The sequence below is a fragment of the Arthrobacter sp. TJ-236 genome, assembly GCF_058269235.1.
Genome location: NZ_JBZCNI010000001.1, coordinates 277,844 through 294,356, shown reverse-complemented (window position 1 = coordinate 294,356; position 16,513 = coordinate 277,844). Strand labels below are relative to the sequence as shown.

At 68.7% G+C, this 16,513-nt stretch carries 11 protein-coding genes; 4 read left to right on the top strand and 7 right to left on the bottom strand.

The features are described 5' to 3' along the window. The first annotated feature begins 65 nt into the window (after nucleotides 1-65). The gene (locus AC4D16_RS01250) at nucleotides 66-542 is read left to right on the top strand and encodes a GNAT family N-acetyltransferase (protein ID WP_490953666.1); all 477 of its coding nucleotides are present in this window, start codon (nucleotides 66-68) and stop codon (nucleotides 540-542) included. Between the two features lie 116 nt (nucleotides 543-658). After that, a complete protein-coding gene (locus AC4D16_RS01245; RefSeq protein ID WP_490954647.1) occupies nucleotides 659-1,978 on the top strand; it encodes an alpha/beta fold hydrolase in 1,320 nt (439 codons plus the stop codon). Nucleotides 1,979-2,063: 85 nt separating this feature from the next. On the opposite strand, the gene AC4D16_RS01240 is transcribed toward AC4D16_RS01245, so the two are convergent. The 3 genes from AC4D16_RS01240 to coaE form a co-directional block, all read right to left on the bottom strand. After that, entirely contained in the window at nucleotides 2,064-3,146 is a 1,083-nt protein-coding gene (locus AC4D16_RS01240; RefSeq protein ID WP_490949247.1) for a TerC family protein, read from the bottom strand. Nucleotides 3,147-3,410: 264 nt separating this feature from the next. Then, nucleotides 3,411-5,486 carry an excinuclease ABC subunit UvrB gene (gene uvrB / locus AC4D16_RS01235; RefSeq protein WP_490953665.1) on the bottom strand — a complete coding sequence of 692 codons (2,076 nt, stop codon included), beginning with the start codon at nucleotides 5,484-5,486 and terminating at the stop codon, nucleotides 3,411-3,413. Nucleotides 5,487-5,659: 173 nt separating this feature from the next. Beyond that, nucleotides 5,660-6,649 carry a dephospho-CoA kinase gene (gene coaE / locus AC4D16_RS01230; protein WP_490953664.1) on the bottom strand — a complete coding sequence of 330 codons (990 nt, stop codon included), beginning with the start codon at nucleotides 6,647-6,649 and terminating at the stop codon, nucleotides 5,660-5,662. Nucleotides 6,650-6,794: 145 nt separating this feature from the next. Between coaE and AC4D16_RS01225 the strand changes: the two genes are divergently transcribed. After that, nucleotides 6,795-8,453, top strand: coding sequence for a RecQ family ATP-dependent DNA helicase (locus AC4D16_RS01225; protein ID WP_490953663.1), 1,659 nt, complete (start codon nucleotides 6,795-6,797; stop codon nucleotides 8,451-8,453). A 133-nt stretch (nucleotides 8,454-8,586) separates the two neighbouring features. On the opposite strand, the gene AC4D16_RS01220 is transcribed toward AC4D16_RS01225, so the two are convergent. Continuing rightward, nucleotides 8,587-8,859 (bottom strand): DUF8129 domain-containing protein, encoded by a 273-nt coding sequence (locus AC4D16_RS01220; RefSeq protein ID WP_490954646.1) that lies wholly within the window; start codon nucleotides 8,857-8,859, stop codon nucleotides 8,587-8,589. A gap of 293 nt (nucleotides 8,860-9,152) precedes the next feature. On the opposite strand from AC4D16_RS01220, the gene AC4D16_RS01215 reads away from it, so the two are divergent. Further along, nucleotides 9,153-10,355, top strand: coding sequence for a class I SAM-dependent methyltransferase (locus AC4D16_RS01215; RefSeq protein ID WP_490954645.1), 1,203 nt, complete (start codon nucleotides 9,153-9,155; stop codon nucleotides 10,353-10,355). Between the two features lie 134 nt (nucleotides 10,356-10,489). Here the strand turns inward: AC4D16_RS01215 and rpsA are convergent, their stop codons facing one another. The 3 genes from rpsA to polA form a co-directional block, all read right to left on the bottom strand. Beyond that, nucleotides 10,490-11,974, bottom strand: coding sequence for a 30S ribosomal protein S1 (gene rpsA, locus AC4D16_RS01210; RefSeq protein WP_490953662.1), 1,485 nt, complete (start codon nucleotides 11,972-11,974; stop codon nucleotides 10,490-10,492). 238 nt (nucleotides 11,975-12,212) lie between these two features. Next, the gene (locus AC4D16_RS01205; RefSeq protein ID WP_490949253.1) at nucleotides 12,213-13,499 is read right to left on the bottom strand and encodes a GNAT family N-acetyltransferase; all 1,287 of its coding nucleotides are present in this window, start codon (nucleotides 13,497-13,499) and stop codon (nucleotides 12,213-12,215) included. A 189-nt stretch (nucleotides 13,500-13,688) separates the two neighbouring features. After that, nucleotides 13,689-16,337 carry a DNA polymerase I gene (gene polA, locus AC4D16_RS01200; RefSeq protein WP_490954644.1) on the bottom strand — a complete coding sequence of 883 codons (2,649 nt, stop codon included), beginning with the start codon at nucleotides 16,335-16,337 and terminating at the stop codon, nucleotides 13,689-13,691. Nucleotides 16,338-16,513: the final 176 nt, after the last annotated feature.

Here is a 16,513-nt window from a genome sequence, read left to right as displayed (position 1 = left end):
CCGTCGTCCGCGGCGTCGTGGTGCCTTTCCGCCTCCGTTCCTGCGGGCGCGGCTAGGCTCGGATCATGTCACCGATCCGTGAGGCACGCCCCGCCGACGTCCCCGCCATCCTGCAGCTCATCCACGACCTCGCGATCTACGAACGCGAGCCGGATGCCGTCCGGAACACCGCCGCCTCGCTGGAGGCGGCGCTGTTCGGCGAGAGCCCCACCGTGTTCGCGCACGTGGCCGAGGAGGGTGGCGAGGTCCAGGGCTTCGCGCTCTGGTTCCTCAACTACTCCACGTGGGAGGGGGTCAACGGGATCCACCTCGAGGACCTGTACGTGCGTCCGGAAGCGCGCGGGAAGGGCTACGGGAAGGCGCTCCTGGTGCAGCTCGGCAGGATCGCGGCCGAGCGCGGCTACGCACGGGTGGAGTGGTCCGTCCTCGACTGGAACGAGCCGTCCATCCGTTTCTACGAGAGCCTCGGGGCGCGGCCGCAGACGGGGTGGAGCACCTACCGTCTCACCGGCGATGCCCTGGCGTGGGTCGCCGCGCTGTGATGCCCCCCGCACGCGATGCCATGCACGGCGACGGCGGATTGCACGACGGCGAACCTCACGAGGGCGAACGGCTGGACGGTGAACAGCTGGACGGTGAACAGCACGACGGCGACCCGATGGACGCCGGACACGTGATGGGCAGACCGGCGGTGATGCGCGGTCTGCGCGCCACACCCCACCGGTTCCGCGTCCCGCTGGACCACGGCGATCCTGCGTCCGCCCGGATCGAGGTCTTCGCCCGTGAGTACACTTCGCTGGACCACGACCACGACGACGACGCCGTCGCCGGCCTGCCCTGGCTGCTGTTCCTGCAGGGCGGGCCGGGAGGCCGTGGAGCGCGCAGCACGCAATTGTCCGGGTGGATGAAGGCCGCAGCGCGCACGTTCCGGATCCTGATGCTGGATCAGCGCGGCACGGGCCTGTCCTCCCCCGCCGACGCCGCCACACTCGCCTCGCTCCCGACCGACGCCGCGCGGGCGGAGTACCTCATGCACTTCCGCGCGGACTCGATCGTCGCGGACGCGGAGCTCATCCGGCGCCGGCTCGGCAGCCCCCCGTGGACCGTCTTCGGGCAGAGCTTCGGAGGGTTCTGCACCCTCACCTACCTCTCCTTGACGCCGGAGGGCGTTCTGCGCGCGCTGATCACGGGAGGTCTGGCTCCACTCTCCGGCGGGCCCGACCCCGTGTACCGCGCCACCTTCCGACGCGTGGAGGCGCGCAACGGCGAGTACTTCTCGTGGTACCCCGAGGACCGCGTGACGGTCTCGCGCATCGCCCGCCACCTGCGGGCGGTCCCGGAGTTGCTACCCGACGGCGAACGGCTGACCGTGCGGCGCTTCCAGATGCTCGGCGCCTTCCTCGGCGGCAACGTGAGGATCCATGGGCTCCACTACCTGCTGGAGGACGCCTTCACGACGACGCCGGACGGTCCCCGCCTCTCAGCAACCTTCCTCGAGCAGGTGTACGGCATCGTGAGCCGCGCGACCCAGCCGCTCTACGCGCTGCTGCACGAGTCCATCTACTGCCAGTCAGAAGCGTCCCGGTGGTCGGCGTGGAGGGTTCTCGAGGAGTACCCGCAGTTCCGCGACGACGCCGAGGAACCCCTCCTGACCGGCGAGATGGTCTACCCCTGGTATGTCGACGAGGACCCGGCACTCAGGCCGCTGAGCGGGGTGGCCGAACTCCTGGCCGCGAAGGCGGACTGGGGGCCGCTCTATGATCCCGACGTGCTCGCCACCAACACGGTGCCCGTTGCGGCCGCCGTGTACCGGGACGACATCTACGTGGACAGGGAGCTGTCCCTGGCGACTGCCCGGGCCGTCCGCAACCTCGCGGTGTGGGAGACGGCGGACTTCCACCATGACGGGATCGCGGACGACGGCGAGGCCATCTTCGACCGTCTGCTCGCGATGACACTCCCACCGACCACCTCCTAGCCGGCGGGGAGAACAGAGGGACCCCGTGCGGTGCACGGGGTCCCTCTGTCCTGCTGCGGGCGTCGGTGTTCGATGCCCCGCGTCGCTAGCGGCGCGTGTCCTTCGCCCCGGCCTCGCCGGCGGCCTGGTCGAGGCCCTCGTCGACGACGGGCTCGTCAGCGACCTCTCCGGCCGCGTCGGCACGGGCCGCGGGGTTGTCGGTGACGCGGGACCGGATGAGGCTCGCGACGACGGCGATCACGATGGTCGCGACGATCACGGCCAGTGACACGAAGGTGGGGATCTCAGGAGCCCACTCGATGTGCTCGCCCCCGTTGATGAACGGGAGTTCGTTGACGTGCATGGCGTGGAGGATCAGCTTCACACCGATGAACGCGAGGATGACGGACAGGGCGTGCTTGAGGTAGATGAGTCGCGTCATCAGGCCACCCAGCAGGAAGTAGAGCTGGCGCAGGCCCATGAGCGCGAAGATGTTCGCGGTGAAGACGATGAACGCACTCTGTGTGAGGCCGAAGATCGCGGGAATCGAGTCGACCGCGAAGAGGAGATCCGTCAGGCCGATCGTCACGAACACGATGAGCATCGGCGTGAAGACCTTCTTGCCGTCCACGACGGTGCGCAGCTTGTTGCCGTCGTAGGACTCGGACATGGGCAGCACGGACTTGAGCTTGCGGATCAGCTTGTTGTCCCCGGCGTCCTCCTCGTCCTCGCCGGAATCCTTCGCCTGCTTGTACGCGGTGTAGAGGAGGAACGCACCGAAGATGTAGAAGATCCAGCTGAAGTTCTCGATGACGGCGGCACCGAGGGCGATGAAGATCCCTCGGAGGATCAGCGCGATGATGATGCCCACCATCAACACCTCCTGCTGGTACTTCCGGGGCACCGAGAAGCGCGCCATGATGATGATGAAGACGAAGAGGTTGTCGATGCTGAGGCTGTACTCCGTGACCCAGCCGGCCACGAACTGCCCTCCGTACTCCGGACCCGTGAAGGCGAACATGAGTGCTGCGAACGCCAGGGCGAGACCCACGTAGAACGTCACCCACAGCCCGGCCTCCTTCATGGACGGCTCGTGCGGCCGCTTCACGACCAGCAAGAGGTCGAAGAGCAGGATGACACCGAGGACGACGAACGTGCCGATCTCGAAAGCGACGGGCAGTGTGGGCATGAAGTACCTTCCGGAGGTGCTGAGGATCGCCGTAGGTCTCTCCGCCGCGGCATCTAAGCCGACCGACCGCTATGCCCGGCAGGGCAGCCGTGCCCTGCGTGCTGACGTCCATAGCGCTTGGGATACTCCCCTACGTCGCGCCAATCCTACCCGTGGGCCACGCAGGGACGGCAATCACCCTCAGGAACAACCGAGCCCGGGCCCATTACTTGACCGCGTCGCTGGTGTGCGCGATGGGAGCGAGACAGCCGCGGAAGCCGCAGTTCAGACGTGCCCGGCCGACTGCATCTGCCGCAGTTCCTTCTTCAGGTCGCCGATCTCGTCGCGCAGCCTTCCTGCGAGCTCGAACTGCAGTTCACCGGCGGCCGAGTGCATCTGGTCGGTCAGCTGCTGGATGAGATCGGCGAGGTCCTCCGCCGGGAGCGCGGCGAGACCGTCATGGCGACCCGCACCCTTCGCTGGTTTCCGGCCCTTGCCCGCCTCCGCGAGGAGGGCCTTGGTGTCGGCGTCCTCACGGTTGATCGTGTCGGTGATGTCCGCGATCCGCTTGCGCAGCGGTGTGGGATCGATCCTGTGCTCGAGGTTGTGCGCCACCTGGATGGCGCGGCGACGGTTGGTCTCGTCGATCGCCCGCTCCATGGAGTCCGTGATGCGATCCGCGTACATGTGCACCTCGCCCGAGACGTTACGTGCGGCACGGCCGATGGTCTGGATGAGCGAGGTGGTGCTCCTGAGGAAGCCTTCCTTGTCGGCGTCGAGGATGCTGACGAGCGAGACCTCCGGCAGGTCGAGGCCCTCACGCAGGAGGTTGATGCCGACCAGGACGTCGAAGGTGCCCATGCGGAGCTCGCGGAGCAGTTCCACGCGCCGCAGCGTGTCGACGTCCGAGTGCAGGTACTCCACCTTCACGCCGTGCTCGAGAAGGTATCCCGTGAGATCCTCCGCCATGCGTTTGGTGAGCGTCGTGACGAGCACGCGCTCGTTGACCTCCGTCCGCTTGCGGATCTCGCTGAGGAGATCATCGATCTGCCCCTTGGTCGGCTTGACCACGATCTCCGGGTCGACGAGACCCGTCGGCCGGATGATCTGCTGGACGAAGCCGTCCGCCTTGCCGAGCTCGTACTTGCCCGGGGTGGCCGAGAGGTACACCGTCTGCCCGATGCGATCGAGGAACTCGTCCCACTTCAGCGGCCTGTTGTCCATGGCGGAGGGCAACCGGAATCCGTGATCGACGAGCGTCCGCTTGCGCGAGGAGTCGCCCTCGTACATGGCGCCGATCTGCGGGATGGTCACGTGCGACTCGTCGACGACGAGCAGGAAGTCGTCGGGGAAGTAGTCGATGAGGCAATGGGGGGCCGAGGCCGGTCCGCGTCCGTCGATGTGCCTCGAGTAGTTCTCGATACCGTTGCAGAAGCCCATCTGCTGCATCATCTCGAGGTCGTAGGTGACGCGCATCCGCAGACGCTGGGCCTCGACGAGCTTGTTCTGCGACTCCAGCTCCGCGAGGCGCTGCTGCAGCTCGTCCTCGATGTCCTTGATGGCGCGCGTCATGCGGTCCACGCCGGCGACGTAGTGCGAGGCCGGGAAGACGTACATCTCCTCCTCCTCGCGGATCACGTTCCCGGTGAGCGGATCGAGTGTGTAGATGTTCTCGACCTCGTCCCCGAAGAACTCGATGCGCAGCGCGTGCTCCTCGTACATGGGGATGATCTCCACCGTGTCCCCGCGCACCCGGAAGGTGCCGCGGTGGAAGTCCATGTCGTTGCGCGTGTACTGCATGCTGACGAACTGCCGCAGCAGATCGTCGCGGTTCATCTGGTCCCCGCGTCGCAGGGTGACCATCTTGTTGATGTACTCCTCGGGCGTGCCGAGGCCGTAGATGCAGGAGACCGTGGCCACGACGATCACGTCGCGACGGGTCAGGAGGGCGTTGGTGGCGGAGTGCCGGAGCCGCTCCACCTCCTCGTTGATGGACGAGTCCTTCTCGATGAAGGTGTCCGTCTGCGGGACGTACGCCTCGGGCTGGTAGTAGTCGTAGTAGGAGACGAAGTACTCGACCGCGTTGTTGGGCAGGAGTTCACGGAACTCGTTGGCGAGCTGCGCCGCGAGGGTCTTGTTCTGCACCATCACCAGGGTGGGCCGCTGCACCTGCTCGATGAGCCAGGCCGTGGTGGCGCTCTTTCCCGTTCCGGTGGCGCCGAGAAGGACGACGTCCTTCTCCCCCGCGTTGATGCGCTCGGCCAATTCCTTGATGGCGGTCGGCTGATCACCCGCCGGCGTGTACTCGCTGATGACCTCGAAGGGGGCCACGACACGCTTGATATCCTGCGCAAGACTCATGCTTCAACGGTAGTCCCTGCCCATGACACTTCTCCTGCTTATTGCTGGCGGCTGAAAGCCACCGAGGCCTGTCGCGCGAGGACGTAGCCCGGCGTACGACGGCCCGGAACGGCCCGCTCGGATCCACCCCGTCCACTGGCGCGACGCGGATCACCACCGGCCGGTGTCCGGCCTCAGGACGAGGTGCTGCGTCGCCGGACGTGCACGGTCACCGACGTCGCCGGATCAGCGCCGACGTGGACGGGCTCGGCGCCGCCCCGGGCGAGCGGGAAACCGGCAGGCCCCAGCGTCGTCGAGACGCGGTCGACGGCGTCGGCCGTGTCCACCTGCACCGTCAGCGAGGCGCGGATCGCGTCCCCGCCAGGCGGGCCGCCGGGACCGCTTCCGCCCTCGGGAGCGGGTTCGTGCGGTTCCTCGTCGACGATCTTCGCGCTCGGTTCACCCTCGAGGACCGCGGCGAGCTTCGCCCGTACGCGCCGTCCCAGGTCCTGGGTGCCGAGCAGCGCCATCGACGGGCCGCCGGCCCTGACCGCGCTCGGGGCGGCAGGACGCCCGGCGGCGACGTTCGCGGAGAACGGAACGATGCGCTCGTCCCACAGGGCATCGGCCGCCGCGAGGAGTGTCGCCAGAGCGCCGTCGTTGGTGAGGACGGCGTCGGCGTCCCGCAGCCTGTCCTTCCGCGAAGCCTGCGCGGCCATCCGTTGCTCGGCGTCCTGCCGCCTGGAGCCGCGCGTCTCCATCATGCGCCGGACGCGCAGGGCGTCCGGGGCGTCGACCACGACGACGAGGTGGAAACGCGGCGCCTGACCTGTCTCCACGAGCAGCGGGATGTCCTCGACGATGACGGCACCCTCCGGTGCGGCGGCGACGATCTCGGCGGCTGCCGTCCGCACGCGGGGGTGGATGATCGCGTTCAGCCGCCCGCGCGCCGAGGCGTCACCGAAGATTCTCGCACCGAGGGCGGGGCGGTCGAGTGCGCCTTCCGGCGTGAGGACATCCGGCCCGAAGGCCTCGGCGACCTCCCGCAAGCCGTCGGAGCCCGGCTCCACCGCGGTGCGCGCGAGGACGTCGGCGTCGACGAGCACCGCGCCGCGCTCCTCGAACCGCCGCGCCACCACCGATTTCCCCGCGGCGATCCCGCCCGTCAATCCGATCTGCAGCATGGCCCCACCCTAGCGAGCCGTGCCGGTCCGCGGCTCCCGCCACCACCCTGTCAAGGCGACGGATCGGCGCAGATGTCCGCCGGAAGTGTCACCGCCCCTCAATACGCTAAGGCTACTTAGTTTCTATCGCCGCACGAGGAGGACCGTGACCATCACGCTGCAGGACCTGGAACAGACCGCCCTGACGACGTTCGGCTGGGAGGATCTGCGCCCGGGACAGAGCGCCGCCATGGCGGCCGTGCTGGCCGGCAGGAGCGTCCTCTGCGTGATGCCCACCGGCTCGGGCAAATCCGCCATCTACCAGGTGCCCGCCACGGCCCTGCCCGGCGTCGCCGTCGTCATCTCACCGCTGATCGCGCTCCAGCACGATCAGGCCGACGCGATCAACGAACACGCCGGCGGGCAGCGAGCCTTCGTGGTCAACTCCTCGATGAGGAAGAGCGAGATCGACGCCGCGTGGAGGGCGGCCGAGGCCCCCGACGGCGACACCCAGGCCAAGTTCCTCTTCCTCGCTCCCGAGCAGGTGGCACGGGACGACGTCGCAGCCCGGCTGCGCTCGATCGACGTCTCCCTCGTGGTCGTCGACGAGGCCCACTGCGTCTCCTCCTGGGGGCACGATTTCCGCCCGGACTACCTCCAGCTCGGACACCTGGTCCGCGATCTCTCCGCGCCCGTCATCGCGCTCACGGCGACGGCCTCCCATCCCGTGCAGACCGAGATCGTGGAGCGCCTCCAGCTCACGGATCCCACCGTGATCGTCGAGGGCTTCGACCGCCCCAACCTCGCCCTCGAGGTGGTGCAGCACGTGGAGGCCGCGGACAAGCAGGCCGCGGTCCGCGATCAGGTACTCGCCCTCGAGGGACCGGGCCTCGTGTACGTGGCCACGAAGAAGTCCGCCGAGGCGCTCACAGCAGAGCTGGTCGGCCGTGGAGTCACCGCGGACTGCTACCACGCAGGACGGCGCTCGAAGGATCGCGACGCCGTCCACGAAGGCTTCCTGGGTGGGTCGATCGACGTGGTCGTCGCGACGACCGCGTTCGGCATGGGTATCGACAAGCCGGACGTGCGCTTCGTGGTGCACGCGGACATTGCCGACTCGCTGGACAGTTACTACCAGGAGATCGGCAGGGCCGGCCGCGACGGCGAGCCCGCCCGGGCGATTCTCCACTATCGCCCCGAGGACCTGTCCCTGAGGCGCTTCTTCGCTGCGAAATCGGTCAAGAAGAAGGATGTCCGGCAGCTGTTCGTCCTGCTCTCGTCCGAGGAGCGGCCCGTCACTGCGAAGGCTCTGCGGGAGCTCTCCGGATTGTCGGCGCGACGGCTCACGGGTCTCCTGAACCTCCTGCTCGCCGCTGACGCGATCACGGACGGGAAGAAGGGTTACCGGGCGCGGAGAATGTCGGCGGACGAGGCCGTCGACCGGGCCGTCGAGCAGGCCGGGATCCGGGAGCGGATCGACCAGTCGCGCGTGGAGATGGCAAGACGCTACGCCGAGACGAGCGGGTGCCGCCGGCAGTTCCTCCTGGCGTACTTCGGGGAGGAACTGCCGGGAGCCTGCGGCAACTGCGACACCTGTGGGCGGCGGCAGGACGAGACCGGCACCGCCGAGACCCCGCCTGCCGACGCCACCCTCCCGTACGCCGTAGACGCAACCGTTCGGCACACCGACTGGGGCCGCGGCACGGTCATGGGGTACGAGGACGGCGTCGTCACGGTGCTCTTCGACACCGTGGGGTACAAGACCCTCTCCGTCGAACTCGTGGAACGCAACCACCTCCTGACGGAGGAGGCTCCGGCCTCGTGACCGATTATTGCCTCATCACCGTTCCGAGGACTGACAGTCCCGACGACGACGCCCCGGGTACCCCGGAGCGTCGTCGGAACACTCACTGAACCCAGACTGAGCGCTGTCGGAACGGCGTCGGGTGAGCCTCCGGTCAGCGGGGCTGGGCCGGGTTCGTGGGATCGCCCTGCGACGGCGGATTGATCGGCGGGCCCGACGTCGCCGGCGTCACCGGGGATCCGCCGGCGGATCCTTCGACCTCCGGGAGGGACGACGCGGCGTCGCCCGACAGCTCGGCGCCGGTCCTCACGGCGTCCAGCCGCTGCTGCAGTACCAGCTTCACCGGCAGACGGTTGCCGTGCCCCTCCTCGTACTCGAGCAATGCCGTCAGGCCCTCCTCGTCGAGACCCGTGATGCGGGTGGGCAGGGTCCCGAGCGGGATGTGGTCCTACTCGGGGATCGGAAGGGCGTCGTGCTCCGATGAAGCGGTCGCGGGATGTCCTGTTCTCGTCGCGATCGCCCGTTGCTGCTGCTCGCGGCATCGGGCGCCTACCCTTCCGACCCTGGGCAGGGCGGCGGGGCGTCACCACCCCGAGTCCCGACGTGCGCACGGGAGGTCGGGGTGGCACGGGATCCGACGACGGCGCCACCGGTCCTCCTCCGCGGACGGCTGTCGGTGCGGCCCACGAGCACCCCTTGCCCGCCTACGATGGTCCGGTGATGCCGTTCCAGCTCGACACCCTCCGACGACATCCCGATGTCGAGGCGCCGGAGCTGGTCGCGGTGGACGCGGCGGACCGGCTCCTCCTCGACACCGTGCTGCCGCTCCTGATGGGACGACCGCCGACCGTCGCGATCGTGGACGACGCCTACGGCGCCCTCACGCTCGGCGTCGTCCAGGCTCTCGCCGCCGCCGACGCCTCCGGCCTCCCCGACGCCCCTCGTCCGTCGGCGCCGGGTGGCGGGCGGGTCCGGGTGTTCCAGGACGGTCTCGTCCACGAGAGGGCGCTCGCACGCAACGCCGAGCTGCTCGGCCTCACGGGCTCGTACGAGCAGCGACCACTCGACGCATCGCTGCTGCACGGTGCGGACATCGTGCTCCTGCGCCTACCCCGATCACTGGACGAACTCGACGAGATCGCAGGCATCATCGCCGCGCACGCACCGGCCGACGTCCGGGTGCTGGCCGTCGGGAGGATCAAGCACATGAGCCTGTCGATGAACGCGGTCCTCGGCCGATACTTCGGCGACGTCCGCGCCGGCCTCGCGCGGCAGAAGTCGCGGGTGCTCATGGCCACGGGAGCGATCACGAGCGCGTCGACGGACCACCCGACCTGGCCGCGGACCGGACGGCACGACATCGGGCTCCCCCGTCCGCTCGAGGTACGGGCCTACGGTGCCACCTTCGGCGGCGCGGCCCTCGATCCCGGGACACAGCTGCTGCTCCCCCATCTGCGGGACCTCCGGATCGAGGATCCCGACGGGGCACCGACGGACGTGGTGGACCTCGGGTGCGGTAACGGCGCCATTGCCGCCGCCCTCGCCCTGATGTATCCCGGCATCACGGTGCACGCCACCGACCAGTCGGCGTCCGCGGCCGCGTCGACCGAGGCGACGGCGATCGCCAACCGGGTGTCCTCGCGCGTCATCGTCACTCGTGACGACGCCCTCTCGGCAGCGGCGACAGGTTCGACCGGGACGATCGTCCTCAACCCGCCGTTCCACATCGGGGGCACGGTGCACACCGGGATAGCGCACAAGCTGTTCCGTGAGAGCGCGCGTGTGCTCCGCCCCGGCGGACGTCTGGTGGCGGTCTGGAACAGCCACCTCGCGTACCGGCCGGCGCTGGAGCGGCTGGTGGGTCCGACCGTGCAGCTCGACCGGTCCCCCCGCTTCACCGTGACGGTCTCCACCCGGCGGTGACGACGCGCCCACTAGCGGGTGCGCGCAATGACGACGACGAGCGGGGTGCAAGGGGACTCGTACCCCGGATGCAGGAAGGGCCCCCGCCGTCGGCGAGGGCCCTTCCTGGTGGTGCGTGGATCTGCTGGAGCCGACTACGCTCCGGTCAGCTTCTCGCGGAGAGCCGCGAGAGCCTCGTCGGACGCGAGCGTCCCCGAACCCGCTCCTGATCCGGAGTCCGTGGCAACGGGCTCGGAGGAGTAGCTGGTCGCGTTGGACTCGGCCGGCTCGCTCGCCGCAGCGAGGTCGTCGGACGCGTGCTGGACGACCTGCTTCTTGTGGGCCTCCCAGCGGGACTGCGCCTCGGCGTACTGGGCTTCCCAGGCCGCGCGCTGCGTCTCGTAGCCCTCGAGCCATTCGTTCGACTCGGGGTCGAAGCCCTCGGGGTACTTGTAGTTCCCCTCCTCGTCGTACTCGGCGGCCATGCCGTAGAGGGCGGGATCGAACTCGGTGCTGTCGGCGTCGACGCCCTCGTTGGCCTGCTTGAGGCTGAGCGAGATGCGGCGGCGCTCCAGGTCGATGTCGATGACCTTGACGAAGAGCTCGTCACCCACGGAGACGACCTGCTCGGCCAGCTCGACGTGGCGGACCGCGAGCTCCGAGATGTGCACGAGGCCCTCGATGCCGTCCTCGACGCGGACGAACGCGCCGAAGGGAACGAGCTTCGTGACCTTACCCGGCACGACCTGCCCGAGGGCGTGCGTGCGGGCGAAGGTCTGCCAGGGATCCTCCTGGGTGGCCTTCAGCGACAGGGAGACGCGCTCGCGATCGAGATCGACCTCGAGCACCTCGACCGTGACTTCCTGACCGACCTCGACGACCTCGGACGGGTGGTCGATGTGCTTCCAGGAGAGCTCGGAGACGTGCACGAGACCGTCGACGCCGCCCAGGTCCACGAATGCACCGAAGTTGACGATCGAGGAGACGACGCCCGGACGGACCTGGCCCTTCTCGAGCTTGTTGAGGAACGTGGAGCGGACCTCGGACTGCGTCTGCTCGAGCCACGCACGACGCGACAACACGACGTTGTTGCGGTTCTTGTCGAGCTCGATGATCTTCGCTTCGATCTGCTGACCGATGTACGGAGCGAGGTCGCGCACGCGGCGCATCTCGACGAGCGACGCAGGGAGGAAGCCGCGCAGCCCGATGTCGAGGATGAGGCCACCCTTGACGACCTCGATGACGGTGCCGGTGACGACGCCGTCCTCTTCCTTGACCCTCTCGATGTCGCCCCAGGCGCGCTCGTACTGAGCGCGCTTCTTGGAGAGGATCAGACGGCCTTCCTTGTCCTCCTTGGTGAGCACCAGGGCCTCGACCTCGTCACCCACGGAGACGACGTCCCCGGGATCGACGTCGTGCTTGATGGAGAGCTCGCGGGAAGGAATGACACCCTCGGTCTTGTAACCGATGTCGAGGAGAACCTCATCGCGGTCGACCTTGACGACGATTCCTTCGACGAGATCTCCGTCGTTGAAGTACTTGATGGTCGCGTCGATCGCTGCGAGAAAGTCCTCAGCGGTGCCGATGTCGTTGATAGCGACCTGCGGGGCACCCTGCTTCTCGGTGGTGGTGATGGTCATGTAGGTGGGACTCCGTTGTGGATGATGAATTGCCCCGGACGTGGCGCAACCCGCGGGCCCGGCGAGGCCGGCTGCGGGTTCCGTTGTCCGGAGGTGGACGAATTGGACAGAGCCTCGGAAGACTCAGGGAGAGTAGTACCCGCCGGGAGCCACCGCACTGGGAGGGGGCCCGCCAAAGCGCACTACGCGCCCCGTCAGTCTAGCCTCGGGCGCCAGCGGGGGTCAAAGCAGCGTGACGTCAGAAGTGCGTGATGCAGTACGGGTCCCGAGCGAGGCCGAACAGGGCATCGAGCTGCCCGACGGCTGTCCCCGTGTGGTCCGTCATGCCGCCCGCGGCCGAGAGCGCCGAGGCCTTCACGCCGCCGAGGTACAGCGACCCGAGGGTGTTGACCGTGACGGTGGCGTCCGGTTCGTGCCCGGCCTCCGCCCGGGTGACCGTCGGGCTGCCGTCCGCGACCTCCAGCGCGTAGGTGCCGTCCACCAGTCCGAGGTCGTCGAGCACGCGCAGCACCACGCTGCCGTCCGCGCCGTAGGACCGGGCGGTGAGCGCGGCGGCGACGTCCAGCAGGCGGACCCAGAGCACGTCCTCCGTGCCTTTCACGCGGTAGCACCGGCGGTCGCGTAGCGCCCAGGGCAGGGCGTCGTCCCGGCGTGCCTCGTCCCAGGTGACCACCTGCACGAGGTCCAGGGAGCCGAGGTAGCGCCAGAGTTCGAGGTAGGCGGACGGTGTCGCGGCGACCAGGTCCACGACCTTCATGGTGTACGGCGTGGTGTCCCAGCCGGCGAACCTGTACGCGACGTATCCCGTCGGTTCCCCCGACGCGTCGAAGTGGACGGCGGTCCGGACGGCGCGGTCCTCGACAGGACGCTCGCGGCCCCACTCGCCGGACGCGCGGCGGGCGTAGGCGTATTGACGGCCCACGGACCCGAAGGTCGCGGCGTGGAAGGCGGTGAAGACGCGTTCCACGAGGGCGACGGCGTGATCCCGGCTCACGAGGGTCGTGGTGCCCGTCGCGGGCGCCGTGACCTCGAAGCGCTCCCGGACGTCCACCTCGACGCTCTGGGTGAACGTGGCGCAGCCGAAACCGAAGCGGCCGTAGATGGTCGCCTCGGACGCCGTGAGGACGGCGAGGGCGAGCCCCTTCTCCTTCGCCTCGTGGAGGTCCCGGGTCATCATGCCCCGCAGGACGCCCTTGCGCCGGTGGCTCGTCCGCACGCTCACCGCGGTGATCTGGTGCGCGTCGATCTGTGAGCGGCCCACGTTGAGGGGATGCACCATGGTGCCGTAGGTTCCCACGGGATAGCCGGCGCCGAGGGCCTCCGGACGCTGGGAGTCGTCATGGACGCCCCAGAGGACGCGCTGGTCCGCCTGGTAGGCGGTCAGGAACTTCGGGACGTCCTCGGGGTCGAAGGTGGGATCGTGGAAGCCGATCCCCTCGGCGTCGAGCCACGTGGCGAAGCGCCCGCCGGGGGCGGCGTCGTCGGGGGTGAAGATCTCGGTCCGGAGGTTGGTGGTGTCGCTCACACCACAACCCTAGGCGCTGCGCCGCCGCCGTCCAGTCAGCGGACAGTGCCTTTCCGTACTGCCTGCACTGCCGCACTGCCGGCACCGCTCACACCGCGCGCCCTGCACGTGCAGGGGGCGCAGGGCGCGCAGGGCGCGCAGGGCGTGCAGGGCGCGCAGGGTGTGCAGTGCCTGCCGGGCTCGGCCCGGTCAGTGCGCCGCGTCGTGCCAGCTCGTCCCCGTGCCGACGGAGACGTCGAGCGGCACCGTGAGGTCGGCCGCGCTGCCCATCTGGTGGCGGACCAGCGCCTCGACCTCCTCGGCCTCCCCCTCGGCGATCTCCAGGACCAGTTCGTCGTGCACCTGGAGCAGCATGCGCGAGGCGAGGCCCCGCGTGGTCAGTGCCTCGTCGACACCGAGCATCGCCTTCTTGATGATGTCGGCCGCGGATCCCTGGATCGGTGCGTTGAGCGCCGCGCGCTCGGCCATCTCGCGCAGCTGCCGGTTGTCGCTGGAGAGATCGGGCAGGTAGCGCCGGCGGCCCTCGATCGTCGAGGTGAAGCCGTCCTTCCGGGCCTGCTCCACGATGCCGCGCAGGTAGTCCCGCACCGCACCGAAGCGCTCGAAGTAGTCGCGCATCAGGGTGCGCGCCTCGTCCACGGAGATGTTCAGCTGCTTCGAGAGGCCGAACGAGCTGAGACCGTACACGAGACCGTACGACATCGCCTTGACCTTGGAGCGCATCGCGTTCGTGACGTCCTCCGGCGCCACACCGAAGATGTGGGAGCCGACGAACCGATGGAGGTCCTCACCCTCCTGGAACGCGGAGATCAGTCCCTCGTCCCCCGACAGGTGCGCCATGATGCGCATCTCGATCTGCGAGTAGTCGGCCGTCATGAGGCTCTCGTACCGCTCGCCGTTCCGTCCCTGCCCGACGACGAACACCTCGCGGATGCGGCGACCCTCGTCCGAGCGCACCGGGATGTTCTGCAGGTTCGGGTTGGTCGAGGACAGACGCCCGGTGGCAGCGATGGTCTGGAGGTACGTGGTGTGGATGCGGCCGTCGTCGTCCACGGCCTTCCGGAGGCCCTCGACGGTCTGGCGCAGTTTCATCGCGTCACGGTAGGCCAGGAGCTGCTCGAGGAACGGGTGCCCCGTCTTGGTGATGAGATCGGTCAGGGCGTCCGCGTCCGTGGAGTAGCCGGTCTTGATCTTCTTGGTCTTCGGCAGCTCCAGCTCGTCGAAGAGGACGGTCTGCAGCTGCTTCGGCGAGCCGAGGTTGATCTCCTTGCCGATGATCCGGTAGGCCTCCGCGCCGGCTGCCGAGATGGTCTTCGAGAAATCGTCGTACAGGCGGTCGAGCCCGGGGACGTCCACGGCGACCCCCGTCCGCTCCATCCGCGCGAGCACTTCCGCGAGGGGTAGTTCGAGACCCGTGAGCAGCTGGTTGGCGCCCTTCTCCACGAGCTGACCCGCGAAGTGCTCGCTGAGGCGCAGGGACGCGTAGGCGGCCACCACGGCGGGGGACGCGACGTCGTTCCCGCCGAGATCGAGGGCCTGCTGGCCGGAGGAATCGTTCGCGGACGCCGTGATGGACAGGCGCAGGTGGTACTGGGCGAGGTCCGCGAGGTCGTAGCTGCGGCGGTCGGGCTGGATCAGGTAGCCGGAGATCGCGGTGTCGTCCACCTCGCCCGCCAGCAGGAGCCCCCGCTCGGCGAGCAACTTGAACACGGCCTTGAAGTCGTGGACGATCTTCGGCGCGTCGGTGCTCGCGAGCCAGGCACCGAGCACCGTCTCCGCCTCGGCGTCGAGCGGTTCCAGCGGGATGAACGCGGCGTGCAGGGCGGTGACGACGGCGATCCCGACCACGTCGGTGACGCCCCCCGTGGTCTCGGTGGCGAGTGCGACGGCGGCCTGGGCCTGGTTCGTCGAGGCGAACCAGGAGGTGAGAGCCGCCGCGTCGTCGAGGAGCACGTGCGCGGGGGCACTCTGCTCGTCCCCGGTCTCCTCCGACTCCTCCTCGCCGAAGAGGTCGAACAGGCGCTTGCGCAGCGTGTTGAACTGCAGCGAGTCGAAGAGGTCTTCCACGGCCGAGCGATCGGGATGCTGCTGCTGCATCGCCTCGATCTCCACCGGCAGGTCCAGGTCGGTGTGGAGGCGGTTGAGGCGCCTGTTCCGGACCACGAGCTCCACGTTGGCGCGGAGGGAGTCACCCACCTTCCCGCCGATCTTGTCGAGGTTCTCGAGGATGCCCTCGAGCCCGCCGTACTGCTTGATCCACTTCGCTGCCGTCTTCGGGCCGACACCCGGTACGCCCGGGAGGTTGTCGGCGCTCTCACCCACCAGCGCGGCGAGGTCGGAGTACTGGTGGGGCGGCACGAAGTACTTCTCCTCGATGGCCTGCGCGTCCATCTGCGGGATGTTGGTCACGCCCTGCTTGGGGTAGAGCACGGTGACGCGGTCGTTGACGAGCTGGAACGCGTCGCGATCGCCGCTGACCACCTGGACGTCCCAGTCCGCGGCCGCGGCCTTCGCGGCGAGCGTCGCGAAGATGTCGTCCGCCTCGTAACCGTCGAGCGAGATGGTGGGGATCCGCATGGCCTCCATGACCTTGATGATCAGATCCACCTGCCCGTGGAATTCCTCGGGCGTCTTGTTCCGGCCACCCTTGTACTCCGTGTACTCCTCGGAGCGGAAGGTGGGGGTGTCGAGGTCGAACGCCACGGCCACGTGGCTCGGCTTCTGGTCCTTGATGAGGTTGATCAGCATGGCGGTGAAACCGTAGACGGCGTTGGTGTGCTGACCGGTGTCCGTGGCGAAGTTCTCCGCCGGCAGGGCGTAGAACGCACGGAACGCCATGGAGTGACCGTCGATGACGAGCAGCCTGTTGCGCGAACCGTCGCTCCGCCGGGACGCCGCGCGCGACTCCGCAGGCGCGCCGGTCGTGTCGGACGCCGCGTCACCCGACGTGTCGGACGCAGCGTCGGCGGGAGCATCCATGGTCAGGGTGTCGGCAGGTTTGGTCGATTCAGTCA

Coding starts and splice junctions, on each gene's coding strand:
- AC4D16_RS01250 (WP_490953666.1), top strand. CDS start 66: ATGTCACCGATCCGTGAGGCACGCCCCGCCGACGTCCCCGCCATCCTG.
- AC4D16_RS01245 (WP_490954647.1), top strand. CDS start 659: ATGGACGCCGGACACGTGATGGGCAGACCGGCGGTGATGCGCGGTCTG.
- AC4D16_RS01240 (WP_490949247.1), bottom strand. CDS start 3,146: ATGCCCACACTGCCCGTCGCTTTCGAGATCGGCACGTTCGTCGTCCTC.
- uvrB (WP_490953665.1), bottom strand. CDS start 5,486: ATGAGTCTTGCGCAGGATATCAAGCGTGTCGTGGCCCCCTTCGAGGTC.
- coaE (WP_490953664.1), bottom strand. CDS start 6,649: ATGCTGCAGATCGGATTGACGGGCGGGATCGCCGCGGGGAAATCGGTG.
- AC4D16_RS01215 (WP_490954645.1), top strand. CDS start 9,153: ATGCCGTTCCAGCTCGACACCCTCCGACGACATCCCGATGTCGAGGCG.
- rpsA (WP_490953662.1), bottom strand. CDS start 11,974: ATGACCATCACCACCACCGAGAAGCAGGGTGCCCCGCAGGTCGCTATC.
- polA (WP_490954644.1), bottom strand. CDS start 16,337: ATGGCGTTCCGTGCGTTCTACGCCCTGCCGGCGGAGAACTTCGCCACG.